General features: G+C 72.7%; 10 protein-coding genes and 1 pseudogene. 6 read left to right on the top strand and 5 right to left on the bottom strand.

Going from position 1 to position 18,748, the window contains the following annotated elements; all coding sequences use genetic code 11:
• Window positions 1-34: 34 nt before the first annotated feature.
• On the top strand, window positions 35-763 hold the full coding sequence (locus tag WME98_RS44595) for a DUF4336 domain-containing protein (RefSeq protein WP_437947697.1): 729 nt from the start codon (window positions 35-37) through the stop codon (window positions 761-763).
• 189 nt (window positions 764-952) lie between these two features.
• Window positions 953-1,600, top strand: coding sequence for a histidine phosphatase family protein (locus WME98_RS44590; RefSeq protein ID WP_437947696.1), 648 nt, complete (start codon window positions 953-955; stop codon window positions 1,598-1,600).
• Here WME98_RS44590 and WME98_RS44585 read toward each other — a convergent pair.
• Window positions 1,569-2,588 carry a phosphotransferase family protein gene (locus WME98_RS44585; RefSeq protein ID WP_437947695.1) on the bottom strand — a complete coding sequence of 340 codons (1,020 nt, stop codon included), beginning with the start codon at window positions 2,586-2,588 and terminating at the stop codon, window positions 1,569-1,571. The genes WME98_RS44590 and WME98_RS44585 overlap by 32 nt on opposite strands.
• 335 nt (window positions 2,589-2,923) lie before the next feature.
• Between WME98_RS44585 and nhaA the strand changes: the two genes are divergently transcribed.
• Complete coding sequence (gene nhaA / locus WME98_RS44580) at window positions 2,924-4,330, top strand: Na+/H+ antiporter NhaA (protein ID WP_437947694.1); 1,407 nt, start codon at window positions 2,924-2,926, stop codon at window positions 4,328-4,330.
• Between the two features lie 52 nt (window positions 4,331-4,382).
• Here nhaA and WME98_RS44575 read toward each other — a convergent pair whose 3' ends face one another.
• From WME98_RS44575 to WME98_RS44565, 3 genes and pseudogenes are all read right to left on the bottom strand, one after another.
• On the bottom strand, window positions 4,383-4,865 hold the full coding sequence (locus WME98_RS44575; RefSeq protein WP_437947693.1) for a hypothetical protein: 483 nt from the start codon (window positions 4,863-4,865) through the stop codon (window positions 4,383-4,385).
• A gap of 190 nt (window positions 4,866-5,055) precedes the next feature.
• Window positions 5,056-5,631: a hypothetical protein gene (locus tag WME98_RS44570; protein WP_437954097.1), complete on the bottom strand. Its 576-nt coding sequence runs from the start codon at window positions 5,629-5,631 to the stop codon at window positions 5,056-5,058.
• Between the two features lie 141 nt (window positions 5,632-5,772).
• Window positions 5,773-6,390: pseudogene (locus tag WME98_RS44565) on the bottom strand (class I SAM-dependent methyltransferase); the annotation flags it as partial.
• Between WME98_RS44565 and WME98_RS44560 the strand changes: the two are divergent.
• A complete protein-coding gene (locus WME98_RS44560; RefSeq protein WP_437947692.1) occupies window positions 6,389-6,523 on the top strand; it encodes a hypothetical protein in 135 nt (44 codons plus the stop codon). The pseudogene WME98_RS44565 and the gene WME98_RS44560 sit on opposite strands and share 2 nt — an antisense overlap.
• Before the next feature lie 41 nt (window positions 6,524-6,564).
• On the opposite strand, the gene WME98_RS44555 is transcribed toward WME98_RS44560, so the two are convergent.
• Window positions 6,565-7,017, bottom strand: coding sequence for an Rrf2 family transcriptional regulator (locus tag WME98_RS44555; protein WP_044986266.1), 453 nt, complete (start codon window positions 7,015-7,017; stop codon window positions 6,565-6,567).
• A 1,038-nt stretch (window positions 7,018-8,055) separates the two neighbouring features.
• Between WME98_RS44555 and WME98_RS44550 the strand changes: the two genes are divergently transcribed.
• Together WME98_RS44550 and WME98_RS44545 are read left to right on the top strand one after the other, a co-directional pair.
• On the top strand, window positions 8,056-13,287 hold the full coding sequence (locus WME98_RS44550; protein ID WP_437947691.1) for an amino acid adenylation domain-containing protein: 5,232 nt from the start codon (window positions 8,056-8,058) through the stop codon (window positions 13,285-13,287).
• On the top strand, window positions 13,274-18,703 hold the full coding sequence (locus WME98_RS44545) for a type I polyketide synthase (protein WP_437947690.1): 5,430 nt from the start codon (window positions 13,274-13,276) through the stop codon (window positions 18,701-18,703). The genes WME98_RS44550 and WME98_RS44545 overlap by 14 nt, the downstream gene beginning before the upstream one ends.
• Window positions 18,704-18,748: the final 45 nt, after the last annotated feature.

The raw sequence follows: 18,748 nt of genomic DNA, 5'->3' as shown, positions 1-18,748 counted from the left end.
GGCAGCGAGACCCGAAGGAGCGTAAGCTACCCCAGTGACAGCTCCCGGCGTCTTCGAGGTCGTCGTGCCAGACTCCATCTGGGTCACCGAACGCCCGGTATGGTTCAGCGGCGTTCGCCTGCGATCGAGGACCACCGTCGTTCGACTCTCGGGCGATGCCCTCTGGGTTCATAGCCCCTGCACCCCCACGGACGACGTGTGCGCGGCGCTCGATGCGCTCGGCAAGGTGCGCTGGATCGTGGTGCCCAATCGATTCCACCACCTGCAAACGCCGGCCACTGCCGCTCGATACCCGGACGCGCTCGTCGTCGGACCAAGGTCTGCAGAGGCGCGCAACCCGCGCGTCCGCTCGACCATGGGCGCGGACGATCCCGCGTATCTCCGCTCTACCCCTGAGCTGACCCCTATTCAGCTGAGGGGCGTTCCTTTTCTCGACGAGACGGTCTTCTTCCACCCGGCGAGCGGCTCTCTGATCGCCGCAGATCTGCTCATGTCCGCCTGCGCGCGCGACCACTGGACCTGGCGAGCTGCAGCGCGCATCACGGGACGCTACGAGAAAGTCGGGACGCCCCCCGACGTCCGAATGCATGCTCGTGCGAGCACGGCGGTGGCTGAATCGATCGCGCAGATGCGCGCGCTGCCGCTCCAGCGGATCCTCGTGGCCCACGCCGATCCGATCACGGATCGACCCGCTCAACGGCTCGCCGAAGCCTGGGACTTCGCTGTTCCTCCTCACCTGAGGCAGCCCGGCGCCACGCGCTAGCGTCGCAGCGCACCGAAGGGCCCGGCGGCAGGGCGGCGAGCGAAGGAGAACCCCTCGGCGGCGAAAGAGGCTGAAACCATGGAAATCTCTACGGTTGCCGGCGACCGCTCGCCATCGACCGGTCCTTCTGGCGGGACTCCTGACCCGCGGTACTAGCCTCCTGGCCGAGCGCCCCCGCTCCCCCGGACCATGCGACCCTGCCTCCTGTTCCTCGTGCGCCACGGCCGCACCGCGGGTAACCGCGGCGGTCCCGCGACGCCGATGAGCGGGTGGACCGACACGCCGCTCGACGCGCGCGGGCGCGAGGAGGCCGAGGCGCTGGGCCGCCGCCTCGCCAGAGGCCCGGCGTTCGACACCGTGTACGCGAGCCCGCTGAGCCGCGCGCTCGAGACGGCGCGGATCGCGGCCGGCGCGTGGGGCCCGGTCCGCCCGCACGACGGCCTGCGCGAGATCTGCTGCGGCGACGTGGACGGCGCGCCGATCGAGGAGGTCAAGGCGCGCCACGCCGCGCTCTGGGAGGCGAACCTGCGCCAGGACGACGACGACTTCCGCTGGCCGGGCGGGGAGAGCTACCGCGAGTTCCGCGCGCGCTGCCTCGCGACGATCGGCGCGATCGCCGCGGCGCACCCGGGGCAGCGCGCGCTCGTGGTCACGCACGCGGGCGTCATCGGCCAGATCCTCGGGGCGCTGCACGGCGTCCCGGCCGCGCGCTGGGAGCCGTTCCGGCCAGGCAACGCCAGCCTCACGTCGCTCTCGTGGCAGGGCGAGCGCGGCGTCCTCCTGCGCTTCGACGACCGCGAGCACGTCAGCGCCAGCACGCGTCGGCCCGGCGGATGACGCGCAGCCAGTCCGCCGCGTTCCGGGCGGCGGCCGCGCGCGCGTCCGGCGTCGCGCCGGGCTCGCTCGCCCGGCACGCCAGCGCGAGGTGGACCCCGAGCGCGCCCGCGAGCGCGTTGGACGCGGCCGCGAACCAGTAGGCGTCGCGCAGCGGCCGGGTCAGCGCCGGGGCGAGGCCGCGCGCCGAGAGGTAGCCGGCGAGCAGCGTGTCGTGGCGGCGCCGCGCCTCCGGCTCCCAATAGCCGAGGGCCTGGAGCCACGAGCTCACGTCCTCCAGCGGCGAGCCGATCCGCGCGCGCGCCCAGTCGAGCAGCACCGGCTCGACGACCCCGTCGCGCCGGCGGACCATGACGTTCCCCGGGTGCACGTCGCCGTGGATCACCGCGCGGCCGAGCGGCCGGATCTCGAGGAGCTGGCGGCGCATCGCGGGCAGCGCCGCCACGACCCGCCGCAGCGCGGGCAGCGACCGGGCGAGCGCCGGGACCTCGCCGCGGGGCAGGCGCTCGGCCAGCGCGAGGGTGCCCCGCGCCGCGGCCAGGTTCTCGGCCTCGTAGTCCCATGCCGGCAGGGAGGCGCCCGGCGCCGTCGCGTGGAGGCGCGCCAGCCGCTCGAGCACCTGGGCCGTGTGCGCGCTGTCGGCCCACGGCCAGGCGTGCGCCGGCTCGATCCGCTCGAGGTAGAGCAGCCAGCGCCCGCGCCCGAGCCGCTCTACGCCGAGCAGCTCGGGCGAGAAGCGCCGCGCGACGGACCTCGAGAGCCGCCGGTAGACGGCGGCCTCGCGCGCGGCCGCGCCGTGCGCGAGCTTGGCCACGAGCGCGACCGGGCGCGCCCCCGCGCCGCCGCGCAGCTGCGCGGTGATCAGCGCGACCTCCGAGCAGAGCCCGCCCGGGAGCGGGCGCACCTCGATGGCCGCGTCGCGGGCAGCGTCGCCGTGGCGCCCGACGAGAAACGCCGCCACCGCGGCGCGATCCAGGGCATCTCGCGTCATCCATCACCTCCCTGACCGCACCATGCGCCGAGGCCAGCTCACGATCCACACGGCGCCTCGAATCTGGTCCACGCGCCGGAGCCGTGCGCCTGCCGATGTTCGAGCGGCGGAGGCGAAGCGCCGGAGCAGCGGCCCGGAGCAGCGGCGCGCGACCGCGACGGCGCGGCGCCAGCGCCGCGCACGTGGTCCGCGAGCCCGTTCGCGCTGGATTCGGCCGCCCGGATGAGTATCCTCCCGCGCGGGTGTCGCGGCGGCGGAGCGCCGCGACAGGTCTTCGTGGGACGGTCGGGCCGCCTTCCCCTCTTGCGCGACGTCGCTCGCGCCTTGGCGGTCCTTTGAGCCGATCCCCTTCCCAGCTCGCCCCCGGAACCTGGGCCCCCGCGCGCCGCATCGCCGAGCGCGTCCTCGGCCCCATCGAGCGCTTCTTGCACGTCGAGGCCGCCAGCGGGATCGTCCTGCTGATCGCGGCGGTCGTCGCCCTCGCCTGGGCGAACTCTCCGTGGGGCGACGCGTACGAGCACCTCTGGCATCTCCCGATCACGATCGGCGCCGGCTCGCTGGTGTTCACGCAGCCCCTGCACTTCTGGATCAACGAAGGGCTGATGACGATCTTCTTCTTCGTCGTCGGCCTGGAGATCCGGCGGGAGATGCACGAGGGGGAGCTCTCGGATCTCAAGCGCGCGGCGCTGCCGGTCGCCGCGGCGCTCGGCGGCATGATGGCGCCCGCGCTCCTCTACCTGTCGCTCAACATGTCGCCCGCCTCGCGGCACGGCTGGGGCGTCCCCACGGCGACCGACATCGCGTTCGCGGTCGGCGTCCTGGCCTTGCTCGGCAAGCGCGTGCCCCCTGCCCTGCGCGTGCTCCTGCTCGCGCTCGCGATCATCGACGACATCGGCGCGATCATCGTCATCGCGCTGTTCTACTCGTCGGGCGTCGCGTGGAGCGGGCTGCTCATCGCCGGCGGCGGGCTGCTCGCGGTGCGGCTGCTCCAGCGGTTCGGCGTCCGCTCGCCCGCCGCCTACGTGGCCCCCGGCGCCGTCCTCTGGTGGGGCATGCTCAGCGCCGGCGTCCACCCGACGATCGCCGGCGTCGTCATCGGGCTGCTCACGCCGGTGCGCTCCTGGTTCGGCAGCCACGGGTTCCTCGCCGCGGCGCGCGACACGGTGGACCGGGTCGCCGCGCTCGTCCAGCGCGACGACCACCGCGCGGACGAGCTGCTGCAGCCCCTCGGGCGGATCCGGCAGGCCCAGCTCGAGGCGCTGCCGCCCGTGGTCCGCCTCCAGGCGGCGCTCCACCCGTGGGTCGCGTACGGCATCATGCCGCTGTTCGCCTTCGCCAACGCCGGCGTCCGCGTCGACGGCTCCTCGCTCGGCCACGCGTCCTCGGGGACGATCCTGCTCGGGGTCATGCTCGGCCTGGTCGTCGGCAAGCCGATCGGCATCTTCCTCGCGAGCTTCGCGATGGTCCGGCTCGGCGTCTGCGCCCTGCCGCGCGGCGTCGGCTGGCGCGGGATCGCCGTCGTGGGCTGCGTCGCGGGCATCGGCTTCACGATGGCGATCTTCATCGCCGGCCTCGCGTTCGACGACCCCGCGAAGCTCGCCGCGGCCAAGCTCGGCGTCCTGCTCGCCTCGGCCGTGGCCGCCGTGGTGGGCCTCCTCGTCGGCAGGCTCGCGCTGCCGGCGGCCCCGGCGCTCGGCGCGGCGCGGACGGCCGCCGAGGCCGAGGCGTCGACGGAGCAGTAGCCCCACCCTCCGCGAGGAGTCCGGGCAGGAACCCAGAGGCGGACGCGATCGATCAACGATACGGTCCCTGGCGCGGCGCCTCGCCATCGAGCACCGACACCTCCACGTGCTCGTCGAGCCCCTCGAGCTCCCTCACGTGCCACTCGACCAGCATGCAGCCCGCGCAGATGTACGCCTCGAGCTTGCCGACCCTCCGGCTGCTCCAGACGCTCGGCTGCGCGATGGCGAGCTCGCTCCGCCCGTCGGCGTCCGCGTCGAGGACCTTGGGCGCGTGGAGGATCTTCCTCGCGCCGCATGCGGGGCAGCGTAGCTCGTCGCGCATCGACGCGGATCGCCGCTCGAGCAGCGCCTGGACCTCGCGCTCGAGCCGCCCCACCCGCTCCTCGAGGGAGCGCCCCGCCGGCGCGCTCGCGGCGTGGGGATCGGTGACGGGATCCGCGACGTGTGCGCTCGCGGCGCGGGAGAGCCGGGCGCCGCAGTCCGGGCAGAAGACATAGGCCTCCGGGTTCGAGCGGGCGCACGTGGGGCAGTCCATGGCGACAGGGTACGGGCGATTTCCCGCGGAGCGAACAGCAGGAAGGCCGATCTCACTCCACCAGGATCTCCACGGCCACGAGCCGGTCCTCGCGTGTCCCGTCACCGGTGCGCACCATGCGCAGCCGAAAAGAGGGAAGGCATGCCCGCGCGACCCGAGCCGCCCCGGATCCGTCCGCGCGAGTCCGTGCTCATTGGCGACGCCCCTCCAGGGCTGCCTTGATGCCAGCGTGAAAGGCAGGGGACGCGGGGTTTTCTTCGAAGTTGACGGTTCTCAAGGTGGTGTTCATAGCGATTGCGGTCCGCACCGCCTCCGCACCAACGTCCCCAATGGCGTTGTTGCGCAGCCGGAGAATCTTGAGCGAGGCGTTGTTGCGAAGGGCGTCGCCGACACTCGCTGCGCCGATGTCGCAGATCTGGTTGTGGTTGAGGCTGAGCGCGATCAACGAGCTGTTGGATGCGAGCGCCTCTCCAATGGCCGCGGCGCCAACGTCGCCGATCTGGTTCCGCCCGAGCCCCAGCTCGACCAATGAAGTGGACGCTCGGAGAGCCTCTCCGATCGCCTTGGCCCCAACATCGCCCACTCGGTTTTCGTTGAGACACAGCGTCGCGAGAGAAGCGTGTTTTCTCAGGACATCTCCCAGAGCCTCGCCGCCGACGTCCCCTATCTCGTTGTTGAACAGCCACAGCTCCTTGAGCGCGGTGTTGGCGAGGAGAGCGTCTCCGATGGCCTTGCAGCCAAGGTCTGTGATTTGGCAGCCGCCCATCCTCAGGATAGTGGTCTTGCTCGTCTCGAGAGCCTTCGCGATCGCCTCCACCTGGGTTTGCCGGAGCGCGCCGTCGACCGTGACCTCAACCTGTCCGGCGTGGAGCCGCCTCACGGCTTCATCTGCGCCGACGATCACGGCGTCCCTCCTGCAGACTACATTGATAAATGGGAGAGTCGCGCTACTGCCCGCAGGCTCGTCGATGTCGGAGAGCTCGACGAGCCCGTACGGACCGAACTCCCGCTTCACCGACTCGGCGTCGTAGAAGTACATCGGAAGACCGGGCAGGCGCTCGTACCAGTCGTCGCCGAGCCGGAGCCCATGTCCGTACATTGGCGCCTTCTTTGAGATGATCGTGAAGATCATGTGCCCACCGGGCGCCAGCTGGCGGTAGCAGTCTCGAATGAGCTTCTCGCGACCGCGGGCATCCAGGAGGAAGACGAGCCCGTAGCAAAAGATGCCGTCGTACTGCCGGCGGTCGAAGGGCATGTCGGTGACTGATCCGTGGACGATGGGGATCTCGAGACCGAGTCGCGAGCGGGCGAGCTCGATCGCCGTCGCAGAGATCTCGATCCCCGCCACTGACATCCCGCGCTCGAGGAACGGCTTCGCGTTCCTGCCGTAGCCGATGCCGGGTATCAGGACACTCTTGACACCGGCTCGAGCGAACGTGTCGCGCGCGAGAGAAGCAGACGTCGTCGGCTCCAGTCCCCACATCAGCTGCTTCTCGGCGAACGCGGTTTCCCAGAATTCGGTCATGATGGTTTGGCTCCTGCTCGTCGTGAACTACTCATGGCCTTTGGGGCGCCTCCACGATGTACTTCTTCACATGAGGGCGACGCACACGCCGGCCAGGACGGCGCGGCGCTGGGAAGGGGCGTGGATGGCTTGATCGGCGGCGCCTGCTCGTGTGGATGGATTCGCCTTCATCGTTCATCTCATGTCACTGGGAGGCGCGGGGCGAGCAGCCACCCGAGTCCGCACGTCCTCGCCCAGGGCCGCGAGCGTCACCTCGCCGAGGCGCGACAGAAGCAGCGACTCCGCAGCCTCGAACGACTTGCTAAGAGCCGCGTTGACCGCCTCTTCGACGGCGCAGCCGGGCGTCTCCGTCCGGTTCCCAATGGCGAGCAGCGAGGGCGAGCCGAGCGCAGTGTAGATGTCGCGCAGGGTCACCTTCGCGAGATCGCACGCCAGGGACCACCCCCCCCCATGTCCCTTCTCCGACCGGACGTATCCCTGCTCCCGGAGACCGGCCATGACTCGCCGGATCACCACCGGATTGGTGTCCATGGCTTTCGCCATCTGCTCGGACGTCAAGGGCCCCTCGTGCTGGGCCATGTGCAGCAGGACGTGAAGCACCCCGGAGAGTCGGCTGTCTCGTCTCACGCAACTTATGATGTTACGTGACCGGAGGGTTGTCAAGGAGCACGGCCGCGGAAGCTCGGCCGTCGACCCGCGCCCAAGCGCTTCGGCGGCCTTCTCGAAGGGAAGCGCTCGCGGCGAGCTCGGCGGCGCCCCGCCGCCGCGGCGCGACCGTGGCGCCTGAGCAGCAGCGACGGCGAGGTCTCGGCGCAGTCCCGCAAACGCCTATTCGTTGGCACACTCCCAACGCGGCGAAGTGCTGGCGAGCCTCTTCCAGTCGGCGATGACGCGGACGGAGGGCTTCAACGAGGAGCGCGTGGGTATCGGGTGAGCGCGGCGCCGGTCCGGGTCGCGGCGCGTCCGCCGCGGAGGCGCGGTGAGGCGGCGCCGGCGATGGACGCGCCGCGGGCCCGCCCCGCGGCAGGGCTCCGCGCGAGGGATGTCTCGGCGCGGTCGGGGCCGGGGCGGACGCTCGACAGCCCCTCTCGGCGACCTCTGAAGATCGGCGGTGTTCGATTCATGAAACCCGTACGATCGGCAATCGGGACATCGTCGATCACCACCTGATTACGAGTGCTCCCGACGCCTCGTTCGCGGCGGGCTCCGTCGCGGTGTGCGAGCCCGGCGCGGTCGTCGCGGGCCACGCGGGCCACGCGGGCCACGACTGCCGGCCGGGAGCGATCGCCTCATGACGCAGCGCCGCGACCACATGCCCCTCCACGCCGAAAAAAGCCGTACGTCCCGCTTGACCTTCATTCCGCGGTTGTGTGTAATCGGCTGCGCTGCGAATAGCCTTGAATTGTGGACCGTCACCCTGCCACGGCGTCGATGGACTCGCCCATCGAGGCGTGAGTACCAGTGTGATGCAGCATGGTATCCGTGCCGACCGCGCCCCTGAAACGTCGGGGGCGCGCCCGTGTCACCGGCTGCCGCCCTGGAGCTCACTCCGGTGCTCCTGGGACGGTTCTGAACGAGATGCGTGACGCCCTCGCGTCGCTGCTCGGGCTCGCACACGGCGGCTGATGTTCTGCCCCTGAAAAGACTCCTGCCACCACACACGACATGACCTATCACGACTTCAGCTCCGAGGACGCCAGCATTCACCGCTCGTTCGAGCTCCAGGCCGGGCGCACGCCCGGCGTCGTGGCCGCATCCTTCGGCCCTGACCGGCTCACCTATCAAGAGCTGAATCGCCGCGCGAACCAGCTCGCGCACCACCTGAGGAGCCTGGGCGTCGGCCGCGACGTCCTCGTCGCGCTCTGCGCCGAGCGCTCCCTGGAGGCGCTCATCGGGCTGCTCGCGGCGCTCAAGGCCGGCGGCGCCTATGTCCCTGTCGACCCCGCGTACCCGCGGGAGCGGGTCGCCTTCATGCTCGAGGACGCCGGGGCGCCTGTCCTGCTCACCCAGGCGCGGCTGCTCCCGTCGCTGCCGCGCCACGGGGCGCGCGTGGTCCTCCTGGACGGCGATCGCGATCTGACCGCGGGCTTCAGCGGCGAGGACCCGCCGGACACCACGGGCCCCGACGACCTCGCCTACGTCATCTACACGTCGGGCTCGACCGGCAGGCCCAAGGGCACGCTGCTGACGCACCGCGGCCTCACCAACCTCACCCGCGCGCTGGCCGAGCGATTCGACGTGGCGCCGGGCTGCCGCGTGCTCCAGTTCGCGTCCCTCAGCTTCGATGCGTCGGTCTGGGAGATCGCGATGACGCTCGCCCGGGGAGGCACCCTGGTGATGGGGGCGCAGGCCGAGATGATCCCCGGGCCCGCGCTGCTCGATCGGATGCGCGCGGAAGAGGTGTCGATCGCGACCTTCCCCCCCTCCGCGCTCGCCGCCTTCCCCGAGGGCGCGGAGCGCTCGCTGCCCGCGCTCCGGACCCTCATCGTCGCCGGCGAGACCTGCCCGGCCGACCTCGCCGCGCGCTGGGCGCAGGGGCGCAGGTTCATCAACGCCTACGGTCCCACCGAGTTCACCGTGTGCGCCACGATGGCCGACGGGCTCGACCCGGTTCGGGACCCCGGCGAGCCCCTCTCCATCGGCCGGCCGATCAGGAACGCGCGCTGCTACGTGCTCGACGATGCCATGCGCCCGGTCCCGGACGACGAGGCCGGCGAGCTCTACCTCGGTGGACCCGGGCTGGCCCGGAGCTACCTGGGACGGCCCGAGCTCACGGCGGCGCGGTTCGTCCCCGATCCGTTCAGCTCCACCCCGGAGGCCCGGCTCTACCGCACGGGGGACGTGGTGCGCCGCCTGCCCGGCGGCGATCTCGCCTTCCTCGGGCGCGTCGACCAGCAGGTGAAGATCCGCGGCCACCGCGTCGAGCTCGGCGAGGTCGAGGCCGCGCTTGGGCGCCACCCCGCCGTCCGCGCGGCGGTGGCCGTCGCCAGCGAGGGCCGCCTCGTCGCCTACGTCGTCGCACGCCCGGACGCGCCGGACGCGCCCCCGGCCGCCCCCCGGGCCGTCGTGCCCGCGCTGCGCAGCTTCCTCCGCGAGAGCCTCCCCGAGGTCATGATCCCGTCGACGTTCGTGCTGCTCGACGCGCTGCCGCTCGGCCCCAGCGGGAAGGTGGACCGCGCGGCCCTGCCGCCGCCGGACGCCGCCCGGCCCGATCGCGGCGACGGCGAGCCCCTCGCGCCGCGCAACCAGATCGAGGCGGCGATCGCCGCGGCGTGGGCCGAGGCGCTCGGGATCGAGCACCTCGGCGTCCACGACGACGTCTTCGACCTCGGGGCGCACTCGCTGCTCGCCGCGCGGGTGCTGTCGCGGCTGCGCCGCGCGCTCGGCGTCGAGCTCTCCCTGCAGAGCCTGTGCGACGCCCCCACGGTCGCCGCGCTGGCCGAGCTCGTGGAGTCGCTCCCCCGGCCGAAGCAGCGCCCGGCCGCCGCGGCCATCCGGCCTGCGCCGCGCGACCGGCCCATCCCCCTCTCGCACGGGCAGCGGCAGATCTGGCTCCACGCCTCGCTCCACCCGGGCGCGCTGTTCTACAACGAGCCGTTCTCCCTGCGCCTCCGCGGGCCCCTCGACGTCCCGGTCCTGGGGCGCGCCCTCGACGAGCTCCTCAGGCGCCACGAGATCCTGAGGAGCGTCGTCGCGGTCGTCGGCGGCGAGCCCGTGCAGCAGATCCTGCCCCCGGCGCCGCTCGATCTGCCGGTCGTCGAGCTGACCGCGCTGCCGGCCGAGGCGCGGTGGGGGCGCGCCGTCGCGCTCGCCACAGACGAGGCCCGGCGCCCGTTCGATCTCGCCCGCGGCCCGCTGCTCCGGGCCACGCTGGTCCGGCTCGACGAGGCCGACCACGTGCTGTTCGTGGTGGTGCACCACATCCTGATGGATGGAGTCTCCATCTTCGACGCGCTCCCGAGGGAGCTCCACGCGCTCTACCAGGCGTTCGCCGCGGGCAGGCCGTCGCCGCTGCCCGAGCGCGCGATCCACTACGCCGATTACGCGGTCTGGCAGCGGGAGCAGCAGCTGAGCGGCGCCCTCCAGCCGCAGCTCGATTACTGGAGGCGACAGCTCGCCGACCTGCCCACCCTGGAGCTGCCGACCGACAGGCCGCGCCCGGCCGCCCCGAGCCTCGCGGGGGCCCGCCACTGCGTCGCCCTGTCGCGGGAGCTCACGCTCCGGCTGAAGGCGCTGGCCAGGGAGCAGGGCGTCACGCTCTTCGTGGTCCTGCTCTCGGCCTTCAAGGCGATGCTCTACCGGTACGCGCGGCAGGACGAGGTCGTCGTGGGCACGTCCGCGTCGTGCCGCCACCCGCCGGAGACCGAGGACCTCCTCGGCTTCTTCCTGAACACGCTCGTGCTGCGCACCGACCTGCGCGGCGACCCGACGTTCCGGCAGCTGCTCGGGCGCGTGCGAGCGGTGAGCCAGGCCGCGCTCTCGCACCAGGACGTGCCGTTCGCCAGCGTCGTGCAGGCGCTCCAGCCGAAGCGGGTCCCCGGCCAGAACCCGCTGTTCCAGGTCGCCTTCGTGCTGGAGCCGCCCGTGCCGGCGCTCGATCCGGGCTGGACCCTGAGCCAGCTCGACGTGGACACGGGCGCGTCCAAGTTCGACCTGATGCTGGAGCTCGACGAGCGCGAGGACGGCATCATCGGGCGCATCGAGTACAGCACCGCGCTGTTCGACGCCCGCACCATCGAGCGGATGGCGGGCCACTACGAGGCCCTGCTCGAGGGCGCGTCGCGCGACGTCGATCTGCGCCTCTCGGCGCTGCCGCTGCTCACGCCCGAGGAGCGGAGCGCGCTCCGCGCGTGGGGCACCGCCCCGGCCGGCCCCGGGTCGGACGCGTGCATTCACCGCCTCTTCGAGGCCCAGGTCGAGCGCTCTCCCGAGGCCGTCGCGGTCGTCTTCGACGACGGCGCGGGCAACGTCACGTCGCTCACCTACCGGGAGCTGAACCGGCGGGCCAACCAGCTCGCGCACACCCTGCTCGGCCTCCGCGCGCCGGGGGCGCCGGGGGCGCCGGGGCCCGAAGCCGCGCCCGGCCCCGACGAGGGGGCCCTCGCGCGCACCGACGAGGGCGCCCTCGCGCCCGAAGACCGCGTGGCCGTGTGCATGTACCGGTCGATCGAGATGATCGTCGCGCTCCTCGGCGTGCTGAAGGCGGGCCTCGCCTTCGTGCCCCTGGATCCGACCTACCCCACCGAGCGCCTCGCGTTCATGCTGGAGCAGGCCCGGGTCCGCGTGATGCTCACCCAGGTGCGCGTCGGCGCGGTGCTGCCGGGGTGCCGCGCGCGCGTCCTCTGCCTGGACGCGGATCCCGAGGAGATCGGCCGGGCGCGCGACGACAACCCGACGGAGCTGGCGACGCCGGACCAACTCGCCTATGTCATGTACACGTCGGGCTCCACCGGCCGGCCCAAGGGCGTGGCCGTGCCGCACCGGGGCGTGGCCCGGCTCGTCAAGGGCACGACGTACGCGCGCTTCGCGCCGGACGAGGTCTTCCTGCAGCTCGCGTCGATCTCCTTCGACACGTCGCAGTTCGAGATCTGGGGCGCGCTCCTCAACGGCGGCCGGCTGGTCGTCATGCCCCCCGCGCCCGCGTCGCTCGACGACCTGGATCGCGTGATCCGGCAGCACGGGGTGACCACGGTGTGGCTCACCGCCGGCGTCTTCCACCTCCTCGTGGACGAGCGGATCACGGCGCTGCGCGGCCTGCGCCAGATCGTGGCCGGGGGGGACGTCCTGTCCCCGCAGCACGTCAACCGGGTCCTCGCCGAGCTCCCGGGGTGCCGGATGATCAACGGCTACGGGCCCACGGAGGCCGCGACGTTCGCCTGCTGCGCCGCGGTGGAGCGCCCGGTCGGCCACACGGTGCCCATCGGAAGCCCGATCCCCGGCACGAGGGTGCACGTGCTCGACCGGGATCTCAACGAGGTCCCGGCCGGCGTCCCCGGGGAGCTCTGCATCGGCGGAGAGGGCCTCGCGCGCGGCTACCTCGATCTGCCGGAGCTCACCGCGGAGCGGTTCATCCACGATCCCATCGGCGGCGAGCCGGGAGGGCGGCTGTACCGGACCGGCGATCGCGTCCGCCTGATGCCGGACGGGCAGCTCGAGTTCCTCGGCCGCATGGATCAGCAGGTCAAGGTCCGCGGTTACCGGATCGAGCTCGGCGAGATCGAGGTGGTCCTCGGCGAGCACCCGGCCGTGCGCGAGGTGGTCGTGGTGGCGCAGCCGGCGCGCTCGGGCGACCGGCGCCTCGTGGCGTACGTCGTCCCGCACGGCGGCAGGGCCGCGGCGCCGCCCGCGCAAGCCGGGGCCCGCGCGCGCCCGTTCATGGCGGATCCGACCGGCGGGCTCGAGCGTGCGATCCGCGATCACGCGCAGCGGCGGCTGCCCGACTACATGCACCCCTCGGCCATCGTGCTGCTCGACGCGCTGCCCCTCACGGGCAACGGCAAGGTGGACCGCCGCGCCCTGCCGGCCCCCGTCGAGCTCCGCCCCGAGAGCGCGCCCATGGTGGCGCCGCGGAGCTCGATCGAGGAGCGGCTCACCGCGATATGGCAGGACGTCCTCGGCATCGAGCGCGTGAGCGTGCAGGACAACTTCTTCGATCTGGGCGGCCACTCGCTGCTCCTGATGCGCCTCCACGAGCGCGTCCGGGAGTCGTTCGGCAGCGATCTCTCCATCGTCGATGTGTTCGCGCGCCCGACGGTCACCGATCTCGCCGCGTTCCTCGCGAGCGGCAGCGGCGGCGGGAGCGACCTCTCGGAGGCCAACGCCCGGGCGCTGAAACAGCGAGAGATCCTGAAACGAAAGAAGCAGGCAGCCAAGAGCAGACAGAATGGATCCGCTTGATCAACCCGTCCCGGAGGACCAAATCGCGATCATCGGGATGGCCGGCCGCTTCCCGGGCGCGAGGAGCGTCGACGCCTTCTGGCAGAACCTGCGCGATGGGGTCGAGTCGATCGCGGCGCTCTCGGATCAGGATCTCGCCGCGGCGGGCGTGCCCCCGGAGGTGGCCTCGGACCCGAGCTACGTCCGCGCGCGGGCCGTGCTCGACGAGGTGGAGTGGTTCGACGCGGCCTTCTTCGGGATGACCCCGCGAGAGGCCGAGATCCTGGATCCGCAGCACCGCTTCTTCCTGGAGTGCGCGTGGGAGGCGCTCGAGCACGCCGGGTACAACCCCGAGGCGTTCAAGGGGACCATCGGCGTCTACGCGGGCGCGAGCGGCCACGACACGTACTTCCTGAGCAACCTTTACCCGAACCACGAGCTCAGGAAGGCGATGGACTATCAAGTCTACGTCGCCAACGACAAGGACTTCCTGCCCACGCGGACCTCGTACAAGCTGAACCTCCGCGGGCCGAGCGTCGCGGTCCAGACCGCCTGTTCCACCTCGCTCGTGGCCGTCCACATGGCCTGCCAGGCGCTGCTCACCTACCAGTGCGACATGGCGCTGGCCGGCGGCGTGGCCATCAACGTCCCCACGCGGTCGGGTTACCTGTACCGGCACGGCATGATCCTCTCGCCCGACGGGCGCTGCCGCGCGTTCGACGCCGAGGCGCAGGGGACGGTGGTCGGCAACGGCGCGGGCGTCATCGTGCTGCGCCGGCTCGAGGACGCCCTCGACAGCGGCGATCACATCGAGGCGGTGATCCGGGGCTCGGCCGTCAACAACGACGGCTCGGGCAAGATCGGGTTCACCGCGCCGGGCGTGGAGGGGCAGGCGCAGGTCATCGCGCAGGCCCTGGCGATGGCGAACACCGATCCCGAGACGATCAGCTACGTGGAGGCCCACGGCACCGGCACGCGCCTCGGGGATCCCATCGAGGTCGCGGCGCTCACCCGGGCGTTCCGCGCCCGGTCCCGCGGCCAGCGCAAGGGCTGGTGCGCGCTCGGCTCGGTCAAGCCGAACGTCGGGCACCTCGACGTCGCCGCCGGCATCACCGGCGTGATCAAGGTCGTGCAGGCGCTCCGCCACCGGCAGATCCCGGCCAGCCTGCACTTCAAGACGCCGAACCCGGAGATCGACTTCGCGAACAGCCCGTTCTACGTCAACGCGGCGCTCGCGGACTGGGAGCCCGGCGACGGGCCCCGCCGCGCCGGCGTGAGCTCGTTCGGCATCGGCGGCACCAACGCCCACGCCATCCTCGAGGAGGCGCCCCACGCGGCGGCGGCGCCCGGCGGGCGGTCCTGGCAGCTCCTCCTGCTCTCCGCCCGCACGAGGACCGCGCTCGACACGATCACCGAGAACCTCGTCGGGTACCTCAAGGCGCACCCGGACGTCAGCCTGCCGGACGTCGCGTTCACGCTCCAGGTCGGCCGCAAGACGTTCCCGCACCGGCGCATGCTCGTCTGCAACGACGCAGACGAGGCGGTGAGCCTGCTGTCGACGCTCGGGGAGCGGCGGGTCCTCGCGCACGTCGAGGAGGCCATCGATCGCCCGGTCGTCCTCATGTTCCCGGGGCAGGGCACGCAATACGCCGGCATGGCGCGGGAGCTGTACGAGCGGGAGCCCACGTTCTGCGCCGGCGTCGATCTCTGCGCGGCCATGCTCCAGCCCGAGCTCGGGTTCGATCTCCGCGAGGTGATCTACCCGCCCCCGGGGCGGGAGGCGGCGGCCGCGGAGCTGCTCAAGCAGACGCGCTTCGCCCAGCCCGCGCTCTTCGTGATCGAGTACGCGCTCGCCACGCTCTGGATGGAGTGGGGCATCCGGCCCGCGGCGATGATCGGCCACAGCCTCGGCGAGTACGTCGCGGCCTGCCTCGCGGGCGTCTTCTCGCTGGAGGACGCGCTGAAGATCGTCGCCCGGCGGGGCAAGCTGATGCAGGAGATGCCGCCGGGCGCGATGCTCGCGGTCCCGCTGCCCGAGGCCGAGGTGCAGCCGCTGCTCGACGAGGGGGGCGGCGCGCTCTCGCTCGCGGCCGTCAACGGGCCGGCCGCCTGCGTCGTGGCCGGGCCCGAGGACGCCGTCGAGGCGCTCTCCGACCGGCTCTTCGCCGAGCGCGAGCTGGAGTGCACGCGCCTCCAGACGTCGCACGCGTTCCACTCCCGGATGATGGAGCCGATGCTCGCGTCGTTCACCGCGATCGTGGCCCGCGCGCGCCCGAGCGCCCCGAAGATCCCGATCGCGTCGAACGTCACCGGCACCTGGCTGTCCGCGGCCGACGCGCAGGACCCCGGGTACTGGGCGAGGCACGTGCGCGAGCCGGTGCGCTTCATGGCGGGGCTCGGCGAGGTGCTCGCCGATCCGACGCGCGCCCTGCTCGAGGTCGGCCCGGGCCGGGTGCTCGCGACCCTGGCCAAGCAGCACCCCGCGCGGGGCGCCCGCCGGGTGATGCTCTCGTCGATCCGGCACGTCCACCACCGCCAGTCCGACATCGGGTTCCTGCTGGAGACGCTGGGCCAGCTCTGGCTCTCCGGCGTCCGCGTCGACTGGTCGGGCTTCTACACCCACGAGCCCCGCCGGCGCGTGTCCCTGCCGACCTACCCGTTCGAGCGGAAGCGGTACTGGATCGACCCGCCCTCGAGCGCCGCGCGCCGGCCGGCGCGCAGCGCGCCGGAGCCGGCCGGCCTGATCCACCTCCTGGCCTGGAAGCGCTCGGTGCTGTCGGGGTCGATGAAGGCGTCGGCCCGGCCGGCCAGGGCGCAGTGCTGCGTCGTCTTCGCCGACAGCTACGGGCTGGGCGCCCGGATGGAGATGCGGCTCCGCCGGGACGGCTACAAGGTCATCACCGTGCGGCCGGGCGAGGGCTTCGCCGAGACGGGCGAGGGCGAGTTCACCGTCGCCCCCGCGAGCCGCGCGGACCACGCGTCCCTCTTCGGCGCGCTGCGCGCGGCGGGCGTGTCCCCCTCGCGCATCATGTTCCTGTGGGGCGTGACCAAGCCCGCGCGCGCGCCGCTCGACGCCGGCCGCCTCGCGGAGGCCCAGCGGCTCGGGTTCGCCAGCCTCGTCGCGCTGGCCCAGGGGATCGGCGACGCGGGGATTCGCGACGAGGTGCGGCTCGGCGTCGTGACGAGCCACATGCAGAAGGTGACCGACGCGGCCGTGCTCTGCCCCGAGAAGGCCACGCTGCTCGGCCCGTGCGAGGCCATCCCCAGGGCGTACCCGAACGTCTCGTGCATCAGCGTCGACATCGACCTGCCGGAGCCGCGGACGCTGCAGGAGGCGAGGCTCATCGACCAGCTCCTCGCCGAGGTCACGCTGGAGCAGACCGAGCCCGTCATCGCCTACCGGAACGGGGAGCGCTGGGTCCGGATCTTCGAGCCCGCGCGCATGGACCGCGCCGAGGGCCTGCCGCCGCGCCTCCGGGAGGGCGGCGTCTACCTGATCGCCGGCGGGCTCGGGGCCGTCGGCTCCGCCCTCGCGGAGCACCTCGCGAAGGTCGCGCGCGCGAAGCTCGTGCTCGCGGGCCGGACGGCGCTCCCGCCCCGGGAGGCCTGGGACGGCCTCGCCGGCGCGGGCGCCTTCGACGCGCTACGCCGCAAGATCGGCGCGGTGCTCGAGATGGAGCGGCTGGGCGCCGAGGTGCTGCTCGTGACGGCCGACGTCACGCGGCTCGACGACATGCAGCGCGCGGTGGCCGAGGGGCTCCAGCGCTTCGGGCGGATCGACGGCGTGATCCACGCGGCGGGCGCCCGCCGCGCCGTGCCCCTCCAGCGCATGACGCGCGAGGAGGGCGAGGCGCTCCTCGCCCCGAAGCTCGACGGCGCGCTCGTCCTCGACGAGTCGCTCCGGGGCCTCCGGCCCGATTTCGTCGCGCTGTGCGCCGCGCGGACCGCGGGCGCCCGCGGGGCGGGCCTCGCGGGCCAGTGCGCCGCGACCGCCTTCCTCGGCGCCTTCGCGCAGCGGCGGGCCGCCGGTGACGGCCCGCTCACGATCGCGATCGAGTGGGACCCGTGGCAGCGGCAGGACGCCTCGCGCGGCAAGGATCCCGAGCCCGCGGCCGACTCGAGCGAGGGCGGCGCGGCCGCCGCGGAGGAGGGGATCTCGCGCGACGAGGCGCTCGACGCCTGGATGCGCGTCCTCACGAGCCCCACGCCCCACGTCCTGGTCCTGAAGCGGGAAGCGCAGGCTAAGCAGCGCCCCTCGGCCAGCTCGATCGCGCCGCCCTCGCGGGACGTCGAGTCCGAGGGCATCCCGAGATCCGTCCACCCGCGGCCCGACCTCGGCACGGCCTACGTGGCGCCGCGCGATCCGCTGGAGCGCGCCGTCGCCGAGACGTGGGAGAAGCTGTTCGGCATCGAGCGGATCGGCGTCCACGACGACTTCTTCGCGCTCGGCGGCGACTCGCTGCTCGCCGTCCAGCTCATCTCCCGGCTGCGCAGCGTCGTGAACATGGATCTCCCCGGCCACAGCCTGCTCAACGCGCCGACCGTGGCGGCCCTGGCCGACCTCGTCGCGCAGTCCGACTCGCCCTCATCCACCTCGCTGTCGAGGCGCTCTCCCGCGCGCCTCTTGCCCGCGTCGCTCGTGCGGATCAAGCCCGGCACCGGGCGGCCGCTCTTCCTGATGCACCCGGTCGGAGGGCACGTTTACTTCTACCACGATCTCGCCACCTGCCTGGACCCGGCGCAGCCCGTGTACGGGCTGCAGGCGCAGGGCATCGAAGGCAAGGCGCCGCCCTTGACCCGCGTCGAGGAGATGGCCGCGCGCTACCTCGAGGCGGTACGGCGGCACATCCAGCCGGAGGGCCCCTACGTGCTCGGCGGGTCGTCCTTCGGCGGGGTCGTCGCCTTCGAGATGGCGCACCAGCTCATCTCCGGGGGCGAGCGCGTCGCGCTTCTCATGATGATCGACACGCCCGCGCCCTCGGCGGTGTTCCCCGAGGATCTCGACACCCCCGAGCGCCTCGCCTACCTGATCAGCGGCGATGCGAGCCTCCCCGTCCCCGCGGAGGAGATCCGGCACCTCTCCCCGGACGAGCAGCTGCTCCACGTGCTCCAGCGCAAGAAGGGTGTCTCCCGGATGTTCCCGAAGCTGGCGCTCCAGGAGCTCGCCACGTTCCGCAAGATCGTCACCGCCAACCTGCAGGCGATGCTGCGCTATGTCCCCCGCCCCTACCCGGGTGACGTGCTCTTCTTCGAGGCGAGCGAGCGCGACGCCATGACCGTGAACAACCCGGCGCGGGGATGGCTCGATTTGATCCAGGGCCAGCTCACTGTCCACGAGGTCCCTGGCAATCACATCACCATGAATTTGCCGCCGAACGTGCAAATCATGGCCGATCATCTGCGCGCGGCCCTCGAGGCGGCGGGACATCAGGGCTGATGTTGACGCCCGGCCGGCGGGCTCTTTACCATGGGTGTGGAGCGG

This window comes from Sorangium sp. So ce296 (assembly GCF_051529605.1).
In the GTDB taxonomy this organism is placed as follows: Bacteria; Myxococcota_A; Polyangia; order Polyangiales; family Polyangiaceae; genus Sorangium; species Sorangium cellulosum_D.
This window is presented reverse-complemented; position numbering and strand designations above follow the sequence as displayed.